General features: G+C 66.1%; 11 protein-coding genes. 8 read left to right on the top strand and 3 right to left on the bottom strand.

Going from position 1 to position 23626, the window contains the following annotated elements; all coding sequences use genetic code 11:
* Nucleotides 1-6 precede the first annotated feature (6 nt).
* The 8 genes from QF035_RS44810 to QF035_RS44775 all read left to right on the top strand — a co-directional run bounded on the left by QF035_RS44810 (nucleotide 7) and on the right by QF035_RS44775 (nucleotide 21691).
* The gene (locus tag QF035_RS44810; RefSeq protein ID WP_307527533.1) at nucleotides 7-1278 is read left to right on the top strand and encodes an ATP-binding protein; all 1272 of its coding nucleotides are present in this window, start codon (nucleotides 7-9) and stop codon (nucleotides 1276-1278) included.
* Nucleotides 1279-1514: 236 nt separating this feature from the next.
* The gene (locus tag QF035_RS44805; protein ID WP_307527531.1) at nucleotides 1515-5810 is read left to right on the top strand and encodes an AAA family ATPase; all 4296 of its coding nucleotides are present in this window, start codon (nucleotides 1515-1517) and stop codon (nucleotides 5808-5810) included.
* Between the two features lie 142 nt (nucleotides 5811-5952).
* A complete protein-coding gene (locus QF035_RS44800) occupies nucleotides 5953-8025 on the top strand; it encodes a hypothetical protein (protein ID WP_307527530.1) in 2073 nt (690 codons plus the stop codon).
* A 136-nt stretch (nucleotides 8026-8161) separates the two neighbouring features.
* Nucleotides 8162-13300, top strand: coding sequence for a type IV secretory system conjugative DNA transfer family protein (locus QF035_RS44795; protein ID WP_307527528.1), 5139 nt, complete (start codon nucleotides 8162-8164; stop codon nucleotides 13298-13300).
* A 176-nt stretch (nucleotides 13301-13476) separates the two neighbouring features.
* On the top strand, nucleotides 13477-19026 hold the full coding sequence (locus QF035_RS44790; protein WP_307527526.1) for a hypothetical protein: 5550 nt from the start codon (nucleotides 13477-13479) through the stop codon (nucleotides 19024-19026).
* Between the two features lie 67 nt (nucleotides 19027-19093).
* Entirely contained in the window at nucleotides 19094-20767 is a 1674-nt protein-coding gene (locus QF035_RS44785; protein WP_307527524.1) for a hypothetical protein, read from the top strand.
* A 41-nt stretch (nucleotides 20768-20808) separates the two neighbouring features.
* A complete protein-coding gene (locus QF035_RS44780) occupies nucleotides 20809-21174 on the top strand; it encodes a hypothetical protein (RefSeq protein WP_307527522.1) in 366 nt (121 codons plus the stop codon).
* A gap of 133 nt (nucleotides 21175-21307) precedes the next feature.
* Complete coding sequence (locus tag QF035_RS44775; protein WP_307527520.1) at nucleotides 21308-21691, top strand: HU family DNA-binding protein; 384 nt, start codon at nucleotides 21308-21310, stop codon at nucleotides 21689-21691.
* A 90-nt stretch (nucleotides 21692-21781) separates the two neighbouring features.
* Here the strand turns inward: QF035_RS44775 and QF035_RS44770 are convergent, their stop codons facing one another.
* The 3 genes from QF035_RS44770 to QF035_RS44760 form a co-directional block, all read right to left on the bottom strand.
* Nucleotides 21782-22024 (bottom strand): hypothetical protein, encoded by a 243-nt coding sequence (locus QF035_RS44770; protein WP_307527518.1) that lies wholly within the window; start codon nucleotides 22022-22024, stop codon nucleotides 21782-21784.
* A 418-nt stretch (nucleotides 22025-22442) separates the two neighbouring features.
* On the bottom strand, nucleotides 22443-22955 hold the full coding sequence (locus tag QF035_RS44765; protein WP_307527515.1) for a hypothetical protein: 513 nt from the start codon (nucleotides 22953-22955) through the stop codon (nucleotides 22443-22445).
* A complete protein-coding gene (locus tag QF035_RS44760) occupies nucleotides 22948-23355 on the bottom strand; it encodes a hypothetical protein (RefSeq protein ID WP_307527513.1) in 408 nt (135 codons plus the stop codon). Before QF035_RS44760 ends, QF035_RS44765 begins: the two co-directional genes overlap by 8 nt.
* Nucleotides 23356-23626: the final 271 nt, after the last annotated feature.

The raw sequence follows: 23626 nt of genomic DNA, 5'->3' as shown, positions 1-23626 counted from the left end.
CCTCCCATGCCCACCACACCCAAGCCCCTGCTGCTCCTCGGAGCTGGCGGAACCTCTCCCGCCTATCGCCGCGACCTCCTGGAGAGCATTGCCGCCGCCTACCCCGTCGTCCTCGCGGACGCGGACGCCCCCGACTGGGCCCGCCCCTACCTGACCGACCACCTCGCCGTCGACCTCGCCGACACCGAAGCCACCGCAGCCCAGGTCAAGACGTACGCCGCGCACCACGACCCGAGCGGCGTGATGACCTACATGGAGCACCACGTCGTCACCACAGCCCTCCTCGCGCAGCAGCTGAGGCTGCCCGGCACCAGCCCCCAGTCCATGGAGGCATGCCGGGACAAGGCGGCCACCCGCCGCCTCCTGGACGTGCACGGCGTGCCCTCCGCCCGCTCGGTGCTGGCCGACGACGCGGACACCGCCGTCGCATGGGCCGCGGAACACGGCTTCCCCGTCATGGTCAAACCCCGCGCCCAGGCGGGCAGCGCCGGTGTGATGCGGGCCGACACCCCCTCCGAGGTACGGGTCGCCTTCGACCGGGCCGGCCGGGAGACCGTTCTCGGCCTCGACGCCTACGGCCCTCAGGGAGTCCTGGTCGAGGAGTTCCTGGACGGCCCGGAAATCAGCGTGGAGACGGCGGTCCTAGGTCCGGGCAACAGCCGCATCATCGCCGTCACCCGCAAGCGGGTCGGGCCGCCGCCCACCGCCCAGGAATACGGGCACTGCGTCGACGCCCACGACCCTATGCTGGCTGACCCCGAGCTCGCCCGCCTGATCACTGCCGCCGTCGACGCCGTCGGCGTGACCTGCGGAGCCCTGTGCATCGAGGTCATGCTCACCGCCCGCGGCCCGCGCGTCGTCGAGATCAACGGCCGGATCGGAGGCGACCTGCTGCACGTCCTGATCAGCGAGGCCCTCGGCCTGGACCTGGCACGGATCGCAGCCGACATCGCCACCGGAACCCACCCGCAGCTGCGCCCGACCCTCGACCTCAGCGCAGCGATCCAGTTCCTCTACCCAGACCGGTCCGGCACCGTGCAGCGCCTGGCCCTGCCCAGCCGCCTCACCGAACAGAGCTGGGTGGAGCGGCTGGTGACCACCGCCGAGCCGGGAGATCACGTGGCCGCTCCGCCAGCAGCCGCCTACGACGACCGTCTCGCGCACTGGATCGTGCGCGGCACCGGCCCCGCGCAGTGCGCGGCACGCCTGAGCCAGATCGAAGACGCACTGGAACTGCTCATCGCCCCACCGGCCCGCACGACCGCCTGCAGCCGATAGAAACGGCACCCTGCTCTGCCGCAGACCCTGTACTGCTGCGGCTTCTTCGCCGGAGGGCAACGAGTCCAAATACGGCGGGTGAGCGACCCGCGACCAGTGCACGGAACGAAAGGCCCCGGAGTGAACTCCGGGGCCTTTCGCATCTCCATTCAATGCCCTATCGAATGCCAATCGTGATAGGATTTTGACTGATTTTCCAGTTGAATCATCCGTCCAGTCGAGAGGTCTTGCGCGGCATGTTCCACGAGGCACAGCTCAACGAGCGCTACCCACTCCTGTCCAAGCTCTCGGAGCCGCTGAAGAAGGCCGAGCGCGACATCGTCGGCCGTGGGCACGAGATGATGCAGCTGCTGGCCTCGATGAGCCGTCCCGAACTGTGCAATGCGCTCCTGCTGGCCGAAGCCGGTACCGGAAAGCTGCTGCCGCTGGGCACGCCGATTCCGACGCCGTTCGGATGGACGACGATGGGCGATCTGCAGCCCAGCGACTTCGTGCTCGGGCGCGACGGCAAGCCGACCAGGGTCTCGTACGTCTCCGAGGTCGACGAGACGCCGGTGCTGTACGACATCGCACTGAGCGACGGTCAGGTGGTCACCGCCTGCGCGGATCACCAGTGGCTGGTGGCGTCTGTCTCTGGACGGGCGGAGTCGTATCCGACGAATGTCGCGATTACGCAGGCGCGTCGCGATCGTGTCCAGGTCCGCAGGGAGGCTCTCCTGGCACTGGCAAAGGGCGACATCCCCGAGTTCTCCACGGTAGGCGAACTGATCAACTTGATCAGCGAGATCGAGGGCGTGACGTGGCACAGGCCCACGCGTCTGCACACGTACCTGTCGAAGCAGGGTGTGGAGCGGCGCAATGCGACACGGACCACGGAACAGACCTGGAAGAGCGGCACTCGGGTCTCTACGGTGCATGTTCACGAGTTCAATACGCAGATCGCGCTCAAGGCGCTGTCCGAGCAGGTCTTCCGCCGTACGTCGTGGGGTACCAACGGCGAACTGCAGGAGTCGGTCTTCACGACTCAGCAGATGGTGGACGCCGGTGTGCTGTGCGCGGGAGGCAAGCGCCGCCGGTTCTCCATTCGCGTCACCGAGTCCCTAGATCTGCCGAAGGCCGATCTGCTGGTCGATCCCTACGTCCTCGGAGCGTGGCTCGGCGACGGTTCAGTGGGGAAGGGGTCGTTCACGCAGTCCGATCTGCTTGCCGGCGGCGAGACGTTGTCCGATATGGACCACCTGATCGAGCAGATCGACGTGGCGGGCTACAAGCCGCATCGGTTGACGAGCGATGACAAGACCGTGGGTACCGAAGGCCTCCGGGCGCAGCTGCGCCAGGTCGGTGTGCTCAGTCGCAAGCACATCCCGATCGTCTACTTGCGTGGGTCCATCGAGCAGCGCTTGGCACTGCTGCAGGGGCTCATGGATACGGACGGGACGATTGAAGAGCACGGCATTTGCGAGCTGGCTCTCTCCGACGAGACGCTGGCGCTTGGTGCCGAGGAGCTGATCCGCTCGCTGGGCATCAAGGTGAACCGTACGGAGTCAGCCGCCGGATACCGCGACGCCCACGGCGAGCTCGTGAAGTGCAAGCCCCGGCACCGCATGGTGTTCACCACGGCGCAGCAGGTGTTCCGTCTGCCGCGCAAGGCTGCTCGCGTCCCGAGCACGACGCGTTCGACACAGGAATGGCTCTACATCACGGATATCTCCCCCGCGCCGACCCAGCCGGGTAAGTGCATCCAGGTCGACAACGAGGACCACATGTACCTGTGCGGTCCCGGGTTCGTGCCGACGCACAACACCGCATTGGCCCAGGTCACGATGCTCGTGGATCCGGATCGCCTCTATCTCGAAGTGGATCCGGCGCGCATGATCTCTGAGGCGGGCAACGCCGAGAACATGGCCGCGAAGCTCAAGGGCTTCTTCGACGAGGCCGAGGACTTCGTCAAGGACGAGAAGCACGAACTGGTGCTCTTCATCGACGAGTTCCACCAGATCATCCAGCTCTCCGACGCCGCCGTCGAGGCGATCAAGCCGGTCCTCGCGGCCTCGGGAGCCCGAGGCATCAGGATCATCGCGGCGACGACCTACGAGGAGTTCCACAAGCACATCTCGCCGAACCAGCCGCTCGTCGAGCGCCTGCAGCGCATCAACCTCAACCCGCCGGACCAGGCGACGACCATCAAGATCCTGCAGGGCATGGCCGAACGGTACGGGGTGGCCGACGAGTTCTACGACGACCACGTCTTCCGGCAGATCTACGAGTACACCCAGCGTTACATGCCGGCCAGCGCCCAGCCGCGCAAGTCGATCCTCGTGCTCGACTCCATGGTCGGCTGGCATCGCCTGACGCACCGGCCGATGGACCGGGACCTGCTCTCGGACGTGCTCATGGAGTCCCTGAACGTGAACGTCGCATTCAGGGTCGACGGCGCGAAGATCAAGAAGCAGCTGGACGAGAAGGTGTTCAGCCAGGACTGGGCGACCGGCGCGGTGGCGCGTCGTCTGCAGTTGTCGGTGGCGGACCTCAACGACAAGGGCAAGCCGATGGCGAGCCTGCTGTTCACGGGCTCCACCGGTGTGGGGAAATTCTGCATCGACTCGACGCGGGTTCCTGTCTACTCGAGCGGCGGCGAGACCACCTGGAAGCTGCACGGCGACCTGGTCCCGGGCGACAGAGTGTTCGGTCGCCAAGGTCGCCCGGTCGAGGTGCTCGGACACTTCCCGCAGGGCATGCAGGACGTCTACCGGGTCACGCTCTGGGACGGCCGGACTCTCGACGTTGGAGGACCGCACTTGTGGACGGTCTACACAGCCAAGCAGCGGTCGAAGAAGCATGCGGGCAAGGACGTCGCGCCGATGGTTCTGAGCACGCAGGAAATGGTCGAGCGTGGCGTCGTGCGGACCTACCCCGGCGACTCTCGGGAGGATCTGAAGTTCTTCATCCCGGCGAACGGACCGGTGCACTGGCCGGAGCAGGACTTCGACGTCGACCCGTACGTCTTGGGCGTCCTCATCGGCAACGGGTGCCTCACTGAGACGCAGCTGACGCTCTCGTCTGGCGGGGACGACGCCGACCACACCGTGTGGACGGTGGGCGAATGGCTGGGATCGGCACCGAAGTCGTATGGGCACAACTACAGCTGGGTCTTCCCTGTCGGCGTTGGCCCGGTGGACGACCGCCGCGATTCGCTGTACCAGACGAAGGACGTGCTTGCCTCGGTTCCCGATCTGATCGGTGCGCGCTCGGCGGAACGCCGTATCCCGGAGAGGTACAAACACGGATCGGTACAGCAGCGGTGGGCACTGGTGCAGGGCCTTTTCGACACCGACGGATCGATCGGCGGCTCGAACGACCGCTTCAACGTCTCGTACTCGACGTTCTCCAAGGGGCTCGCGGAGGACCTCAGGGAGGTGCTGTTCTCGCTCGGCGTCTCGAACACGATCAAATCGTGGATACGCACGAAGGAGGGCGGGCGCGAACTGGTCGAGTACGGCGTGCACGTGAAGGTCGGCAACGAGGATAAGGCCCGGTTCTTCTCCCTCCCCCGCAAGCACGAGATCGCACGGCGGGCGGTCATCGAGACCTCGGGTCGTAAGCGCGTGAAGAAGTTCGACATGGTCGGCATCGCGTCGATCGAGAGGCTGCCGGAGCAGCAGAGCTCGTCGTGCATCTACGTCAACGACGAGGAGCACCTCTACCAGGCTGGTCAGTTCGTGGTCACGCACAACACGGAGCTCACGAAGCAGCTGGCGCGACTGCTGTTCGGTGACGACCAGCGGCACCTGATCCGGTTCGACATGACGGAGTACGCCGAGGACTCGTCGTTCGCGGCGTTCCGTTCTGAGCTAACCAAGCGCGTGTGGGACCTCTCCCACGCCGTACTTCTTTTCGACGAGGTCGAGAAGGCCTCGGCGATGGTGACACGCGTGCTGCTGCAGGTGCTCGACGACGGCCGGCTCAACGACGACAACAACCGCGAGGTGAGCTTCCTCAACACCTACATCGTGCTCACGACGAACGCCGGCTCGGAGATCTACAAGGACATCGCGCAGTACGCCGCCGACGACACGGGGTCGGGCAAGCAGCTGATGGAGTACGAGAAGCTCATCCGTCGCTCGATCTCCTCGACGACGGGCGACAACCGGTTTCCGCCCGAGTTGCTGGGCCGTATCGACGCGATCGTGCCTTTCCAGCCGCTGTCGTTGCCGACGCAGCAAAAGATCGTGCGGAAGAAGCTGCGCCAGATGGTGCAGGAGGTGTTCGTCAAGCACAACGTGCGCATCGACGTCGATGCGAGGGTCCTGCAGTACCTCATCGAGGACAAGGGCGACACCGACTCTGATGCCGGCGGTGCGCGTGCGGCTGTGGCGAAGCTGACCGACGAGGTCACCACCGCGGTGGCGACCTTCCTCAACGAGCACCCCTCGGAGCGACGGATTCGCATCGACGTCGTCGGCGACCTGGTCAGCGATGACAAGAACCTGCTGAGTTCCGACGCCTACGTCGAGGTCAGCGCGGTGCGATGAGCCGGTCGAGGACAGCGGGAACGAGTCGACTCGTGAGCCAATTACCCTCTAATTCCCTATAGTTGCCCACTCCGATAGGACGTCGATAGGATACTCATAAACCAGGTGAATTGTGTTTTGTTAGCGAAGGGATCGCGCATCAATGGGCATTCTGGGGACGGCAGCGGTCAGCCAGAAGAAGGAACGGAAGAAGAAGCCCGACGAGCTTCTGGCCTCCGTGGTGAGAGAGACGGCGATCCCGGCGGCGGTCGAGCTGCTGCGGTCGAACACGCGGTTCGTCTTTCCCAGCGGTACGGCCTGGGTGATGCTCGTGCTCGCAGCCGACTCGATCGGCGGCTTGAGCAAGCGGCACGGCCGGGACGAGGCGAAGGGCTCGATCATCGAGCTCATCGGCTCCGACCAGATCCGCACGGTGGCCACGGCGGAGATGCTCGAGGAGGAGGTCTTCGGCATCATCCCCACCGCCGAGACTCTCGCGCGCATGGAGGAGTACTCGCTGCTCACCGGTGCCACCTACGCCTGGGCCGTCGTGTGGCAGAAGTCCAGCGGTGATCTGCTCGTCGATCTGGTGAACGATGCGACCTTCGCGCAGGCGCGCTTTGTCGCTGCAGGTACCACGAGCCTCGCAGACGCCGTGGGCAAGAAGGCGTGGGAAGAGCACAGCGGCCTGGTCGCCGAGGCTGGGACCACTGACCCTGTCACCGCGGTCCTCGGAGAGGACGAGGGGGATGCGATCTTCGACAAGATCCTCGGTGACGAGGGGACTGACGAGGGCCTGGACGACGAGCCGCTCTTCAGCGACCTCGTCAACGACGATGGAGGGGCGGACGCACCCATGTTCGAGGCGGACGCCGCAGGTATCGACGACGCGGGCACCGCTCCGGTCGAGTCGGAGTCGGACGACGACGGTGACGAGGTGGCCGGCTACGAGGGTTTCGACGAGACCGACGCCGGTTACGGCATCGAGGGCGACTACCAGGAGGCCGGCGACACTGTGCTGCTGGCCGATCAGGCCCAGGTGCGCGACGTCATCGCCCGCCGGTTCCTCTCCGAGGAGCTGGACCTGGACGTCCGGCTCGATGAGTTCAACGCGACCTTCGCCATCGGCGCGCCGGTCGTGCAGATCGCTGTGCCCGAGGGCGCGACGGAGTGGCTCGGGGACCAGGTCGCCCAGCTCAACCGGCAGGCCAACGCAGACCTGATGCAGCTCCGTTCCGCGCACGAGGATGAGCTGCGTGCGCTCTACGTCAACCTCATGTCGGCGCACACCGAGCAGGTCATCCGCGATGTGGCCACCGACCGCGCGGGCTCCCGGTACAAGCTGCTGAAGGACGCCGCCGAGGCCGAGCACCACCAGCGGCAGACGGAGAAGGATGAGAAGATCCGGGCCCGCCGGGCGGAGATCGCCAAGGACTACGAGTCGCAGGCCTCCAAGGTGGCCCAGCAGGCGGCGCTCTCGGCGGAACTGCAGTACAAGGAGCGCAACCGCTCGAAGATGGAGCGCGAGCAGATCGACTCCGTCGCCGGGATCGAGCGGGACCTCGAGGACACCCACGCACACGACCGGCAGGAGATCCTGCGGGTCCGGCGTTCGGACGCGACGCTGAAGATGCAGACCGGGCAGACGCGGGTCTTCGAGGTGCTGGCCGAGCGGCAGTCGGAGTACCTGGCGGCCGAGGAAGGGTGCCTGAACCAGTGGAAGTCCGAGATCCAGCGGATCGTCGATGACAACCGCAAGGCCGACATCGCCCAGTCCGAGGCGCTGGCCGAGCACCTGCGGACCACGGACGAGATCGGCGTCCTGCGCCGGGAGCAGCAGGACCTCCTGGAGTCGGTGCGCTCTGAGCACGCCGACCGGATCCGCCGGATGGAGGACGAGCTCGAACGCAACCGCAAGGACGCCATCACGCAGATGACGGCTCGGGACGCCGAGTGGCAGCACAACCTCGCCCTGGAGAAGGAGAAGACCAACTCCCAGGTGGCGCGGGCCACCGACCTGCTCCAGCAGCTGTCGACGGTCGAGGATTCAGTGGCCAGGCGGTACAAGGGGCGCCTGACGGAGATGCAGGCCGACAAGGAGTCCTATGCCAACGAGCTGGCTCGGGCCTCCGAGATGCAGAGCCGCTCGAACAAGATCCTCGTCGTCATGATCATCACGCTCTCGCTCCTGATGGGCGCGGCCGGCTTCATCGTCGGGGTGGTCTTGGCCCGTTGAGCGATCCGGTCATGACCGACGGGGTGATCTGACGGCGCATGGGGCGCGTTCCCCATGCGCCGTCGTCGTCTGCGCAGGCAGGCGCACTGGACAGCAGGACAGCAGAACGAGCGAGGCTCGAGAGTAAGGGATCACGATGGCCACGAACAGGCGGAAGGCGGCACGGCCGAAGGCGAGCAGCTGGGACAAGATCTCGGCGCGGACGCCCGGCGAGACGCTGACGAACCGAGACGTCTACGACAGCCAGCAGCTGGACCGCAGCACGTTCCTGACCCTGAGGTCGACCAGACCGGGCATCGTCGTCGCGGTGATTACCGGCGTGCTGGTGACGATCGTCGCCTGGGTCTTCTACTCGCTCATCGCCACGGCGGTGCTCTCGGTGGGCGTGTCCGTGGGTCCGGGTGTGTCCGGCAGCGGCAGCAGCAGCAGCACAGGCAAGCCGAGCGTGTACTACGTCCAGGACACCACGACGGGTGCGGGCGGCTCGGTCGTGAAGTGTTACCGGCCCCTGACCAAGGACGGCAACCCGGACGTGAAGGCGAAGTGCTACCACAGCGCTGAGGCTGTTCCGGTCCCCAGCTGGTACACCGCGGCGAAGGACGGCAAGCCCAGCGCCGAGCGGCCGGCTGAGCCCAAGAAGAGCGCGACGACGGTCGGCGAGCAGCTGGCCGACGTCTCGGGGTTCAAGCTCTTCATCACGCTCGGCTCGGGTCTGATGGTCGCCCTGATCATCGGTACGTGGTTCTCGCGGAAGGTCGCCGCGGCGAACCTGATGAACACCACGAGCGACATCAACCAGTACCAGAACGACCAGCACATCTCCCTGCCGGAAGAGATCCAGCAGAACTACGACTGGTTCCCCGACGCCGGTGCTCACTCAAGCGTGCAGGTCAGCTCGATGCTCAGCCACATGATGCTCAAGAAGAAGGGCCTGGGCACCGTCGAGGTCGCCCAACGCGCCAAGAAGGACGTCATCGACGAGGAGGGGAACCTCGTCTACTACGCCGGCGAGGTCATGGACGACGACGAGGGCGATCCGCTGACGCAGACCCTGCCGATCATCGACGAGGACTTCGGCGACGAGCTGTTCGAGGCATCCGGGCTCCCCGATGACAAGACCCTGCGGCAGAAGTACGACACGACGCGGATCCCGTACAACCCTGACGGCAAGAACCGGGACAAGCTCGGCTTCGAGTCGGACACGTACAAGACCGTCGCCGCCCTGATCAAGGAGGACTGGACGTTCCCGGCGTACGAGGTCCAGCGCCCGGCCGGGGCGTACGTGGTCGATACCGCGCCGGTGAACACCATGGTGCTGGCCATCACCCGAGCCGGTAAGGGCCAGACGTACATCGAGCCGATCATCGACATGTGGTCGCGGGAGAAAAAGCCCTCAAACATGGTCATCAACGACCCCAAGGGCGAGTTGCTGGTGAAGAACTACGTTCCCCTGGTCACACGCGGGTTCGAGCCGGTGCAGTTCAACCTGATCAACTCCATGAAGACCGACATCTACAACCCCCTGGGGCTGGCAGCCGACGCGGCGCGTGAGGGCAACTTCACCAAGTGCGCACTGTACGTGGAGAACATCGCCGGGATCTTCTTTCCGCTCGACGGCGGCGAGGACCCGGTCTGGCCCAATGCCGCCAACAACGCCTTCAAGCGCGCGGCCTACGGACTCATCGACTTCTACCTGGAGGAGGAACGGGAGCTGCGCAGCGCCGCAGCCGTGCTGAATATGGACCCGGCGCTGCTGGAGCAGAAGCTCGATGACCTCTGGGGCAAGGCCACGCTCTACAACTGCTACCAGCTCTTCGTGCAGATGAGCTCGAAGAAGATCAAGAACCCTGAGGCCGAGCTGGAGAAGCGGGTCAAGGCCGGCGAGTTCGAGAACAACGAGGACGCCCTGGCCGAGGAGCAGGAGAACGCGGCGGCCCAGGCCTTCATGTGGGAGGGCAAGGCCGACCAGGACATGCTCAGCCTGTACTTCAACGCGAGCGAGGAGCTGCCCCGCAACAACATGCGCACACTGGTGGGCAACGCCCACAACGCGCTGCGCTCGATGGCCGGCGCGGAGAAGATGCTGGCCTCGGTGTACGGCATCGCGATCACCGCCATGTCGTTCTTCACCGACCCCACGATCTCGACGCTGACCTCGGGCAAGCCCTCGCAGAACACCGACCTGGCCGGCCTGAGCTTCCCGCGCCGCCTCGGCGTGCGCTTCGCGCCGAACTACGTCAAGCGCGACCACCTCGTCGGTCAGCAGGCCGTCTGGTCGGCCTACGCAGACCTGATGTTCACCGAGAACCTGGGCGAGGACTTCGAGCACGAGGAGATCGTCGGCCGCGAAGGTTGGGCCCGGTACAACTTCAAGGGCAAGTTCCCCGGCGACGAAGCCTGGCTCAAGCTGGAGCTGGTCAACCCGCAGACGAAGATGCTGGTACGCACCTTCTACTTCAGCTTCACGAAGAACTACCAGGTCTCGCTCAACGGCCGGCACTACGTGGTCGAGCCGGTGACGGGCAAGAAGATCGTGAAAAACGGCGTGACGCGTGAACTGAAGCCGGTGCGTGAGGGCGGCACCCTGGACGGGAAGATCCTGTCCTTCCAGCCCGGGGACACCCTCTACCCGGACACGCGACTCGACTTCTCCGGCGGCGGCAACCCGGAGAAAGTCTCGTATCAAGCACGGGCGATCACGCAGACACTGTCGCGCTACTCGGAGTCCCCGAAGGCACTGTTCCTGGTGACTCCACCTCACCTGATGAAGTACGCGAAGCTGATCCTGATCCTGGTCAAGCAGCTGTTCGACGTGAGCGCCGACCAGGCGTACATGACGAAGTCAAACCAAAAGCCGCTCTACCGCACGCGGTTCATGCTCGACGAGCTCGGCAACCTGCAGTCGGAGGGCAAGGGCATCGACGGCTTCGAGACGATGCTCTCCATCGGCCTGGGCCAGGAGCAGCAGTTCACGCTCATCCTGCAGACCCTGCAGCAGCTGCGCGACGTCTACGGAGAGAGCGTCGACAAGATCGTCCAAGGAAATTGCCTCGCGCTCGACGCCAAGATCGCCACGCCAGACGGATGGACGACGCTGGAGAAGATCCAGCCCGGTGACGAGCTGATGACCCCGTTCGGCACGGTCACGACTGTGACCGAGAAGTACCCAGTCAAGATTCGTCCGGTCTACCGGCTCAAGCTGCGCGACGGGTCCTCGGTAGAGGCATGCCCTGATCACCTGTGGCCGGTCGAGCGCTGGAAGTCCAGCATCAAGTACCTCGGCGGCAAGGACGAGAACGGCAAGCGGCTCTACGTTGGCGGTGCCGACGGCAAGACGATGGCGCGGGTTACCGAGATCATCAGCACCGAGGAGCTCAAGTCTCGCGTCGAGAAGGGTCGCCAGGTCGACCTGATCGCGATCGACCCGGTCGCCTACCCGGAGATGGACCTCCCGATCGACCCGTACGTCTTGGGCGCGATCCTGGGTGATGGTCACATCAACCCGGAGGGGACGGTTTCCTTCTACAGCAGCGACCTGGAGATCGTGGACGAGATCCGTCGTCGGGGATATGACATCGTCGAGCAGGCCGTCGCGGACGGCCTGTGCCCCAAGTACCGGATCAACGGGCTTCGGAAGCTCATGCGCGAGTTCGACATCGCCGGCAAGCGCTCGTGGGAGAAGTCGATCCCGGAGGCGTACCTTCGTGGCTCGGTCGCGCAGCGCACCGACCTGCTCCGGGGGCTGATGGACACCGACGGCACGATCAGCGCCAAGGGTGAGATGGAGTTCACCTCTGCGAGCCGTGAGCTCGCCGAGGGTGTGCAGACCCTGATCCGTTCGCTCGGTGGTCGCGTGGCAATCAATGTCAAAACGAACATCACGTACACGGCCCCGAACCAGAGCGAGCCCAAGGCGGCTCGGGACGCTTACCGCGTGCAGAACATGCGTCTGCCCAAGGTCAACCCGTTCGCGCTGCCCCGCAAGGCGGAGCGCTGGAGGGATCGCACGCGGGGCTTCAACTGTGTCGTCAGCGTCGAGTATGTGCGGGACGACGAGGTGCAATGCATCCGGGTGGCCGACGAGCGGCATCTCTACCTCACCGACGACTTCATCCCGACGCACAACACCTCGAACATCGTCTTCCTCAAGTCCACGGACGATTCGATGATCGAGACGCTGGAGAAGATGAGCGGCAAGACGCACCGGTCGTACCGGGACAGCAAACAGATCAGCCAGGATCTCGACAAGGTCATCGGCGGCAAGACCGAGGGCCGGGTCTCCTACACGATGAACACCAAGGAGGAGCCGCTGATCAGCTACAACGACATGGCCTTCCTTTCGCCGCGCAACTCGATCGTCTTCCGGGCCGGCGATGCGCCGATCTGGAACCGTAACCAGACGATCCTGCCGATGTCGTTCCGGCTGCTGGGGAACACGATCAAGCATCCGGGGCACACGTACTCGCTGCAGACGATCCCGACGCTGTCCAGTGCCATGGACTTCGACGTGCGGATGAATCAGCCGGACTTCGTGAAGATGCTGGAGAAGCGCATGCGGCAGGCGGTCAAGGCCGCTGCCGCGAAGGCGCAGTACAAGGAGATCTACGGCTACCAGGAGGTCGACATCGAGCGCCTGGACCCGGATGTCTACGCCGACGAGGTCATGGAGGTCATCACGACGATGACCACGGTCGACGAGGGCCAGGACCCCAACGCCCCGGTGGTCGTCGACCCCGACGAGTACGAGGGGATGAGCATGTTCGACGAGGACCAGTTCATCGAGAACGTCGAGGTCGGGGTTGCGGTCGCCGAGAGTCAGGCGGTCAGCGCCGAGCGGCAGCGTCTGCTCTACGCCGAGGGGACGATCAGCAAGGAGATGCTGGTCAACCCCGACGGCTCGGCGAAGGTCAAGAGCCTGGACATCGAGATCGGTGAGGCCTACAAGTCGGCGCAGACCGAGTTGGAGCAGGATCGCGAGCACTTCTCGGTCGGCGGCGACGGCGAGCTGCGCAGCGCCGATGGGTCTCAGACGTACATCAGCCAGATCCGCTCGGACGCGTACGCCCATGCGGTCCGCCGGATCAACGGCCATGTGAACGACGAGGACTCGCGGGTGTTCGCGGAGGAGGACGTCACCGAGGAGGACCTGAAGTCCCTGGCGACGGTGAAGGTCCACTCGGCCTTCTACCAGTACCTGGCCTCACTGCCGAGCTGGGAGGTGCTGGCCGACGGCCGGTTCGACCGGGCCATGGCCATCGAGATGAACGCGAAGTAGCCGACGGCCACTTGGGGGCCAGCCAAGGATCACGACCAATGCCGAGGTCGTCTCTCGACTAAGGGAGACCGCCTCGGAACTGGCCTTTCGGGATGACCTCTAACCTCCTTTCGATAAGGGAGTAGGGTCTATACATGCTTATGTAACCCCGAGCATCCACAGGAAGCTGATTGGCTATGAAGAAGGCACACGGACTGCGCAGGTACTTCTACGAGTACGTCTACTACAAGGCAGTCGAGCAGGCCCGGGATCAGACCGGACAGGTCATTCCGATCTCCCAGGCCAAGGCGATCCGCGCCCGGGTCGACGCGATCCTCGGCCAGCGGGGCACCGCGCTGGCCGACCCGCGGCTGGGCGTCACGGACTGCCTCACCGCCATCGACCAGGCATTCGCGGAGAAGGTGTCCGACTACGAGCCGCAGTTCGGTGACCATTCCCCGCAGAACGAGCGCTACCAGCAGTCGCAGCGGGAGTTCACCCGCGCCACCGGCGTCGGTGCCCAGGCCGACCCGAAGTCGGCTCGGCTGCCGATCAGCCCCTACGACCCCGACTGGTCCGAACGCGCGACCGTGAAGCGCGCCGGGACCGCGCTGGTGTACCTGCCGGACGAGACGATCGGGCGCGTGGCCGGCGGCGAGGTGGAGACCCTGGCCGATCCCCGGCGCGGGAACATGGTGCTCTGGTGCATCGACGACGAAGGCAAGCCTTTCGAGGCCGGCCGAGCGATGACGAACGATGACGCCGCTGGGCTCACCGCGCTGATGGACAAGATGAGCCAGCAGGAGTACGACCAGGTCCGCGAGTGGGTCATCGACGGCGGCCGGGATCCCCAGACGAACCGTGTCGACCGCAACCGCTTCATGTCCCAGCGCGCCGTGGCACGCTCGGCAGCACTGCTCGAAGAGCTGAAGGCCCAGGGCGTGTCCTACGAGGTGATGCGCGACCGCGAGCCCGGTCAGATCAAGGCGAAGATCGCCGGGACCGGCATGGAGATCCGTCTCACCGACACGCGCCAGGAGGAGTACGCCGGAGCCCGGATCTATGACAACGGCACCGTGCTGCGCTACTCGACGAACTACCGGGTTCCCGGCGGCATGGCGGTCTACTCCCCCTCGCCGGCGGAGGCCGTTCAGCTGCTGCGCTTCGCCCAGGGCCACCGCGTCGAGCGCACGGATCTTCGTGGGCACGCCGCCGGCGAGACCGGCACGACGCACCAGGAGCGCGGCCGTGGCCGCACGGTGGTGGATGTGCCCGACAGCTACCACGTCGACCGGGAGTCGATGTTCGTGGTCGGTGACTACGTGGCGCCCGGCGAGTCCGGTCCCCGGCCCGGGGCGAAGGTGATGCTGCGCCGGGGCGCGAAGAACCGCTCCCTGCCGGCCTTCTTCGTCGACGCCGAGCCCGCTGAGGCCTACGCGAAGGCCGCCGTCGAGAGCGCGCGGGAGAATCTGCAGGCAGCCCTTGGCGTCGAAGACCTGATCGCTCGTGCTGAGGCCGAGCTGGAGCGAACCGGCGGAGATCTGGATGCGATCGAGCCGCCGGACTACTCGGCTGACTCTGAGGTCGCTGCGATCCAGCGCTCCTACTGGGATGTGCTCACCGGCGCGCACAGTGATCTGCTGCGTCCGGGTGCGACCGAGGAGATGTACCAGGAACGGCTGGAGGAGATCGGCGAGTTGCAGGCCGACGGGGTGCCCGAGATGGGCAACCTCGTCTACGGCGGCACCGCCGTAGACGAGGTCCGGCAGCACGCCGAGGACGTCCCCTTCGAGCTCATCGGGACCTGGGATGCGGAGCCCCATGGCGTCGACGGCGAGTGGGTCGATCAGCGCTTCAACCCGGACCGGGTGGCGTGGTACATGACCAGCCCCACCGGGCAGTGGTCGAACCTCGACAACCTCGCCTCGGCGCTGCGTCGTTGCGGGATCTCCCCCGACGAGATGATGGGCTCGACCTTCCAGACGACCCGGTTCAAGGACCGGCTCGTCCGCTTCAACGCCGAGCGCTCCGTGCCGATCGCCGATCACGAATCTGCGTTCATGCGGCGCATCGGGGCCACCGTGCGCGAGAGCATCGAGCGCAACGCGGCGACGGTCTCCGAGATCCTGGTCGACGAGCAGGGCGTCATCCGCTGGAGCGGCGAGAAGCTGCGCCGTGACGGCAAGGGGACTCCGATCTCGGGTGAGATCGGCCAGGTCTTCGACGTCGGCGAGTACGGCGAGATCACCACCGCCTTCGCCAGCGGGGAGAACGCTCTGGTCGTGCCGGGCTACGAGGCCACGATCACGGCCCAGACTCCGGGCGAGGCTCCGACCTCGGTCGAGGAACGCACGCGCTTGCGCGGCTACGAGCAGCTCATGCACGAGCGCATCCAGTACCAGATCGCCGGCGACCTCATCGCCGGGCGCAGCGAGACCGGCGAGCCCTCCTCGCTCAACGCGGTCTACTCGCGGCTGTACGGCACGAAGCACCCGATCGACTTCATCGAGCGCGCCACCACGTACCAGATCGACGAATCCACCGGCGAGATCAAGGAGCACCTGGACGAGTGGACGGCCGCGATCCTGCAGACCGAGGCGCGCCGTGTGCGCTACTCCAACGAGATCAAGGTCGGCTCGACGATCTACGCCGAGTACCGGGCTCAGCGCGACCGGACTGACCCGGCTGACGACAACCGTTTCGACGCCTGGCGGCTCACCGGCGGGCGGAACATGACGGTGCTCACCGGCAAGGACCGGAACAACGTCGCTGCGCCCAGCGGCTACTTCGACCCGGTGATGACCGGAGGAGCGACCAACCAGGGCATCGTGCGGTACCTGACCACTCAGGCCCAGGTCGACGCCGACGGCCGGATCGTGCCGGGCGACGAGAGCGTGGCCGGACAGCGTGCGCCGCTCGTGGCTCTCCCCGAGCTCGAGACGCTGCGGTACGACCCGTTCGACCGCCAGCAGATGACGGCCTCGACGATCATGCAGTCTTCTGAGGTCACCGCGCCGGCGAAGACGGCGCTGATGACCTTCGGCGGCTGGACGGCTGATGACCCGATCGTGGTGTCGAAGGAGTTCGCCGAGCGCCACCGCATCCGCGGAGCCGGTGGCCGGGAGCGCGATCTCGTCGTGGGCGACAAGATCTCGGATCTGCACGGCAACAAGGGCGTGATCTCGCTGATCGTCGACCGGGACATGCCGCTGCAGGACGCGCAGGAGCAGGATGTCGTCGAAGAGGTCAACTGGTTCCGGGCCAATCCGGGCCTGGACGTGGTGATGAGCCCGTTCAGCCTGATCTCCCGGCGCAACGCGGGCTCGGCGCGCGAGCTGATGAGCGGGAGCGTCTCCGACCTGCGCTCCCTCAACGGAGAACTGCGGCCGAGTGCCCTGGGCGAGATGCGTTTTGTGGTCACCCACATGGCCGTCGACGAGAAGACGAAGATCTACGACGACGAGCAGGTGCGTGCTGGCAAGGGTCGTAGGGCCTCCTCGCAGCTGGCCTGGGCGCTGCAGTCTCAGGACTGCCCGGCGATCATGCGCGAGTTCTACGGCCACAACAGCGGGGCCGAGTCGAACCTGCGCGAGTACCTGGTGGTGACCGGCATGGACATGGAGGCTGACGGCACGCTGCGGGTGGTCGGCCAGGCCGAGGGCCTCGACGAGCGCCCCGAGCGCCGGTTCATCCCGATGCCCGAGTTGCTGCGCACTCAGCCGCGCAAGGAGGGCCAGCTCCCGGGACTGAACACCACGGCGATGCGCAAGTCCTTCGGCGGTCTCATCGGCGACCGCGGCGGCGACATGGAGATCCCGTTCCCGCTCATGTATCCGACCGATGAGCAGACCGAGACGGTGAGCGCGAGCTCGTGGAAGCTGCCGGTGATGTCCTCGCATCTGCGCAGTGGCCAGGAGTTCGACGACGGGTCCTCCGTCACGCACGACTACACCCGCAGCTATCAGGACGTCTTCGTTGAGGCCTGCCGCTACCGCTACATGGCCGAGCAGCTGGACGGCCAGGGTCTGTCCGCGGAGAAGCGCGCCGAGGTGCGTCGCGGCATGAGCGAGTCGGTCTCGCGCGCTCAGCGCGCCTTCGAGGCGATCACGACCGACGTGCAGAACCGGGTGCTCACGGGCAAGAACAACATCTTTAAGACCGGGCTGATGGCCTCGCGGCTGACCGACTCGGCGACGATGGTGTGGACCGCGGACCCGCGGCTGGACGTCGACCAGGTTGCGCTCAGCTCGGTCAAGGCCGAGCAGTTGGCGCTGGCCGAAGGCGACCACGCGCTGGTGTGGCGTGACCCGGTGCTCCGTGACGCCGGCGTGCGTTACATGCGGGTAGCGATCGACGACCGGCTCACCGGTGCCGCGATCAACCCGGTGATGGATGCCTGCTTCGACGGCGACTTCGACGGCGACGCGGTCGCCGTGGTGAAGCTGCACAGCGAGGCCGCCAAGGCGGAGGCCCTGGCGAAGCTCTCGGTGCCGGCCAACCTGCTGGACACCGGCGTGGTCAAGGGCGACGGCTCGCACCCGCTGGCCATGCAGGTGTCGCTGGACACCCAGGTCGCGCTCTCCAAGGACGCCGGACTGGCTGAGGAGTTGGAGAGTTCGCGCAGCGAGGCGAACCGGCTCCGGCTGCAGGTGCTCACGGGCGCAGAGGCGCCGGAGGACATCAAGCTCGCCCAGCAGGTTGTGACGGAGGAGCTGAGCGGGCTGTACCGCCAGGCGCAGCGTGGCGAGTTCGGCGCGGCACTGACCTTCTCGGACCGCGAGGCGCACCTGCAGAGCGTGCGCGAGGTCTGTGTCGAGACCGGAGCCAAGGGCAGCGAGAAGAAGCTCACCGACTACGCCCGGAACCTGGGCGATGCGCAGGGCACGCCCGGCATCACGCAGGCCGACCAGGAAGCCTCGATGTTCGCCACGGCGATCAAGGCCCACGGCACGGGCCTGGGCGGCTCGTTCAGCCAGCGCGCCGTGCGCGCGCTGCGCGGCGAAGACCTCAAGGCCGTCCTGGAGGTCACCTACCCGGTGACCCAGTCGATCCTGCAGGCCAAGCACGACGCCGCCGAGGCCCGGCACAAGTACGCGATGCTCCAGGGCCCCGGTCGCGAGCTCTGGAGGGGCCGCAGCATCGAACACGTCGGCCCGGGCCAGTGGCGCACGGCGTTCCTCGACGGTGAGCCGGTCCAGGCCACGGCCGAGGAGTGGGAGAAGCAGTTCATCGAGTTCTACGAGTCCAAGGAGGGCTTCGGCGTGACGGTCAACCCGGACTACGTGGCCCGCGTGGCCAGTGCGCTGGAGGACCCGAGGACCGGGCTCATCCGCAACCTCGAAGAGGACCCGTCGCTGGCCGGCACCGTGATGGACCGGATGGCCTACGGCGGTGGCTTCGAGTCGCTCGTGCAGGCGGCCAAGAACCGCGAGAGCGTCTACGACGGCGAGAAGAACGAGCAGTTCGCGTCCTCGGGGACCCGGAAGGCCCGGGCGGAGATGTCCCGGCAGCTTGATCAGCTGGGCTCCGCTGAAGCGCACAGCCTGGACAGCGCTGCGATTGCCGTCGATGACTCGGCGGTCAAGCGAGACGTGATCTCTCAGGACGCAGGGGCCTCCCGCACCCGCGGCTCGCACCGCCGCTCTGTGCATGCCGTGGGCGTGGGCGCGTCGCGCCCGGTCTACACGCCGAGCATCGAGATCGATCAGCCGCAGGGCACAGACAACGACCACGGGATGGGGGACTGAGATGGCACAGCACAAGGAATTGGGAACGGGCCCTGCGGGCCGCCGGCGCGCGACCAAGGAGCTTCCGGTGGACGACGATCGGCAGCGGGCCGACGAGCCTCAGGGCAACTCGTACGCCTACCGGGACTCGCGCTCGGACGAGCCGGTCGACGCCGAGGTGATCGACGAGCCGGGACCGGAGGACGCAGACGGTTCGCGCGCCTGGCGCGAGCGGCTCCGGGACCGTGCCCGCGGGTTCTTCGGTGCGAAGAGCCGGGAGCGGATGGCCGACCACGAGCGCGTGTACCGGATCGACGTCGACCGGGCCGAGGACGAGAGCGAGGGCCTGGACCAGCGCGAGCAGCTGCTCAAGCTCCGGGCGGAGACGCGGCTGGCCGGCGAGAAGTACATGACCTCTCTGCGGGACTCGAAGCTGCTGGTGCCCGGCTTCAACGACGAGGAGCGGACGCAGGATCTCGAGGTCATGCACCACGTCTACATGCAGATGATGATGCAGTCGTGTCTCAAGCCGCTCTCGCGCGGGGTGAATGCCAACTCGGTCGTCCAGGCCGTCGGCATGGTGATGGCGATGCGGATGCTTGCCCCGGACTTCAAGAAGGAGATGGACAGCTACCTCCAGCCCTTCAAGGACAAGATCCAGGAGCGCATCGACACCAGGACCCGCGGCATGCTCGCCTCTGCCGAGAGCGGCATCGCGCACCGGCAGAGGATCTTCAAGGACGTGCCGAGCGACGCCCGGCGCGAGCGCCTCATCGGCAGCACCGATCCGCGTGATCACCTGACGAAGAAGTGGCGCAAGCACTTCGACGCCATGCAGCACCGTGAGCGCGGCCACCGGGAGATGTTCACTCCGGACTCGGCGGCCATGACCGAGGTCGCGCTCATGGAGAACGCCTTCTGGAAGATGCGTGAGCCGGGCGCGGACGCCGGCCTGATCCGCGACAGCTACCGGGCGATGCGCAAGCGGCTGCACGAGCAGATGAGCGAAGACGGCCTGGAGCGCCAGGAGGTCGTCCAGCGCACGCGGATGATCATCGGCGAGCGGATGGAGTACGAGCCCGAGCTGCGCACGATGTTCAGCGGCGTGGCCCACGGCCGGATCGTCAAGGCCCCTGCGCACGAAGAGCGGATCGCGGGCTCGGACAGAGTCCGCACGGTCTGGAGCGGGGAGTTCGACGACCAGCTGGGCCAGCGTCTGCCCGAGGACGGGATGTTCACGCTGCGCCGGCCCATGGACGCGGACGCCCACCAGGTCCAGCTCGCCGAGACGATGAAGACCTCGATGCTCGACGCGCTGGGCCGCGGCGACCAAGAGGGCTACGGGGGCAACATGCTCGGCTACCTGGTCGGCTTCGCGGCACAGAAGCAGGGCTTGGACACCAGCGGGCTGCCCGACATGCTCCAGCACCGCCTGGACCAGTCCGAAGTGATGATCGCGAGCATGGACATCGACGGCCTGCCGCCCGAGGAGCAGCAGCGGGCCTACTCCAACGCCTACGTCGACGCGATGGAGGCAGTGAACGAGAAGTACCCGGATCTCGAGGCCGAACTGAAGCGGAGCCTCGGGGAGAACTGGCAGCAGACGCTGCAGACGGCGGTCGACGACCCAGGTGCCTTCTTCGAGGAGCAGCGGCTCAAGTCACGGTCGCGCTCTACAGGGCCGTCGGCCGAGCAGGAGTCCGGCCCGCAGAGCGACGGCCCGAACGCTGAGGCCGATGCCGAGGACTACCAGCCCGCCTGAGGGCGATCCGAGAATACGAACAAGGAGCAGGAGAATGGGCCATGAGCCAGGAACAGGACGAGGGACAGCAGGTCAGGTTCGGCTCGCGTTTCGCGCGGATGTTCGGCTACGTCACACCGGAGGACAGGAGCCGATGGGAGCAGATGCGGGCGCAGAACAAGCCGAACGTCAACGCCACCAAGCAGGGCACGAAGTCATTGCTGGGCTCGATGATGGAGTTCGGAGAGCGCAACATCGGCGCGAAGCTCGATGCGGCCCACCGTGTGGCGGCGCAGCAGCGGTTCGAGGAGTCCCACGACAAGGTCGTGAACCAGCGCCGCGATCCGAACACGCGGAACATCATCGAGTCGGTCGACTACGAGCCCAAGGACGACCGGGAGGAGATCGAGCCGGATCTGGAGCTCTAGCCGAATGGGCCACGACAAGCTTAGCGAGCGTCATTCGATAAGCCCTCCACTCCTTCTGGACTCGCGACCATCTTCGATAGACTGGTTTCTAAGCGAAACCGCGGCATGAAGGACGACAGGACAGGGTGTGGGTATGGAGACGACGACGAATCCGCGTGTCTGTAAGCGCGAGTTCATCTCTCGGGTCGCGACTCGCAGCGGGTTGCCGGTCCGAGTGGTGAAGAAGGTGTACGAGTCGTTGCTCGGCGAACTCACGGGCGCGGTCAGCTGTGGGGAGACGGTCATGCTCACGAGCTTCGGCCGCTTCTACCGACAGGATCACAAGGGCCACACGGTGCGTTTCGGCAAGAGCGACGTCGGCGACTACGTGGTGCTGAAGTTCTCCGCGTCGAGCACCTTCAACCGCCGGCTCGGTGGTGACGAGGAGGAGATCTCACCGGAGACCTACGGGATGATCGAGGATGCCGACGAGTTCGAGAACGCTATTGAGGATCGTGAGCTGCGAGCCGCGTCGTAGGCAACGAGGAGCCAGCAGAAAAAGAGAACCCCCGCGATGCACAGGCATCACGGGGGTTCCTTCGTGGTGGGACGAGCCCAGTCGAGAGGCTCAGCCGTCGGCGATGGCGAAGATCAACACGAGCACGATGGCCGGGCCGAAGAGCACGCCGGCCCCGGCGAGAAGGTGCTCCCGCCCCAGCGGTGAGTTGATCCAGCCCACGAATTCGTTCCACGGGCCGGCTACGGTCCCTGCGATCGAGCCGAAGAAGCCGGTGACTCGTCCGATGATGGCTGCCAGGCTGGCGCCGCCGATCAGACGGAGGGCGATGATGACGCGGGCGCTCTTGAACATGCTGCCCCGCCCCAATTCCGGTCCTCGAAGAGCAGGTAGTACAGCCCGATGTGCGGGATGACGAGGGGGGCGCCAGTACGATCCAGGCCCCACCTGGGTCCTCGATCACCCAGCCGGTGAAGTCCTTGATGGGTCCGACGTAGGCCAGCACGGGGGCGAGTACCTCGGTGCGGAAGATGCCGGGGGCCATGCCGAGGGCGATCGCCAGTCCGATTCCGCGCCGTACGAAGAGGGCGGAACGATGACTGATCCACCGGCGGCGTCCCGCGGTTGTGCTGGACTGGGGTTCGGCATCCACAGCTGCCGCCTGGGTCACTGGCTCCCAGTCGCACATCGCCACCGCCTCACCCCTATCGAATCGCTATTCATTCCATTCCACGAGAAGCCCTAAATGATAAACGAAATAGCGGATTATAGGTCACTCGAACTGGAGGTCAGGCTCATTCGCGGATGGCGTGTCGAAGCTGCTGACCGAGGGCTGTCGGGGTCGCGAGGGACTCGCGATCGGCTCGCGCTGCGCAGCCAGCTCGGCGAGAGTGAAGCCCACGGGGCGGCCGAGGCGCTGGCCGGCCATGTAGTAGGCCTGCCCGTTCGCGCGTTCACCCAGGGCAATGATCTCGCGGGTGACGGGCTCGCCCGGGCGCTGGGGCGCGCGCTCCTGCCAGACGACCCGGTGCGAGGGCTTCGCATTCGGATCCGCGCCGACGTACGTGGTCTCGCAATCAGAGAGGTCGGGATAACTGGGCATGTACTCCAGCGAGTGCGTGCTCGGCGCGCCCTGCTGGATCCGGCCCAGCTGATTGAGAGCCACGCGCAGGAGCCGGTCCTCCGGTCCATGAGGGTGCATCACCGCAGCGTCGTGGAGCGCCTGGAGGTCCTGCTTGAGACCGGTCGTCGGCAGGAGGCGGATGGGAGGCTGACGCTCACTCATCACGCTTCTCCTGCTGGGCAGCACGATGCTCATCGGCCCACTGCTGACCGAGCTCGCCGAGGCTCTCGGCGAGCTCCTCGATGGTCATGCCCGCCTCGCCGGAGGCGTCGGACTGCTGGATGCGGCGGGAGAGCTCGGCCTGGAAAGGAGCCTCAGCGTGGACGTGGGCAGCGTGGTCGTACTTCATGAGGCGCACGAACGCGGCGAAGGGGATGATCGCGGCCTCGGGCTTGTTGTCGTCGCCGAAGATCAGCGGCGTGATCTCGCCGCGGCGATAGAGGTTCAGCGTCGTGCGGAGGTCCTCGCGCCTGAGCCGGTCGGTCGGGACGACATTGACGGAGAACTTCGGGAGCTCGGCGTCAGGAGTGTGATTGTCGTGAGCGTTACTGTTGTGAGTCATAGCTACAGCCTAATCAGTCGGGAATAGCTTGTCATCGACTCACATACGGATATTCGCCGAGTCGCGAAAAGCGTCAAATGGCCAATGGCTCCGCCTCTGAGAGGCGGAGCCATTGAGAAAAAGAAGAGACCCGCGCTCCAGCCCCGCACGGTGCGGAGCCGGGGCACGGGCTCTCATGGATGGACGGTCGCGACTTCAGAAGTTCCTGTTCGCGGGCACGCTGCTGGACCAAGAAATACCTCAGCTTGCGTTGTTCGAGTTCGCCCTCGGT

It is taken from the genome of Streptomyces umbrinus, assembly GCF_030817415.1.
GTDB classification, from domain to species: Bacteria; Actinomycetota; Actinomycetes; order Streptomycetales; family Streptomycetaceae; genus Streptomyces; species Streptomyces umbrinus_A.
The sequence above is the reverse complement of the archived record's forward strand: the minus strand, read 5'-3'. Positions and strand labels throughout refer to the sequence as shown.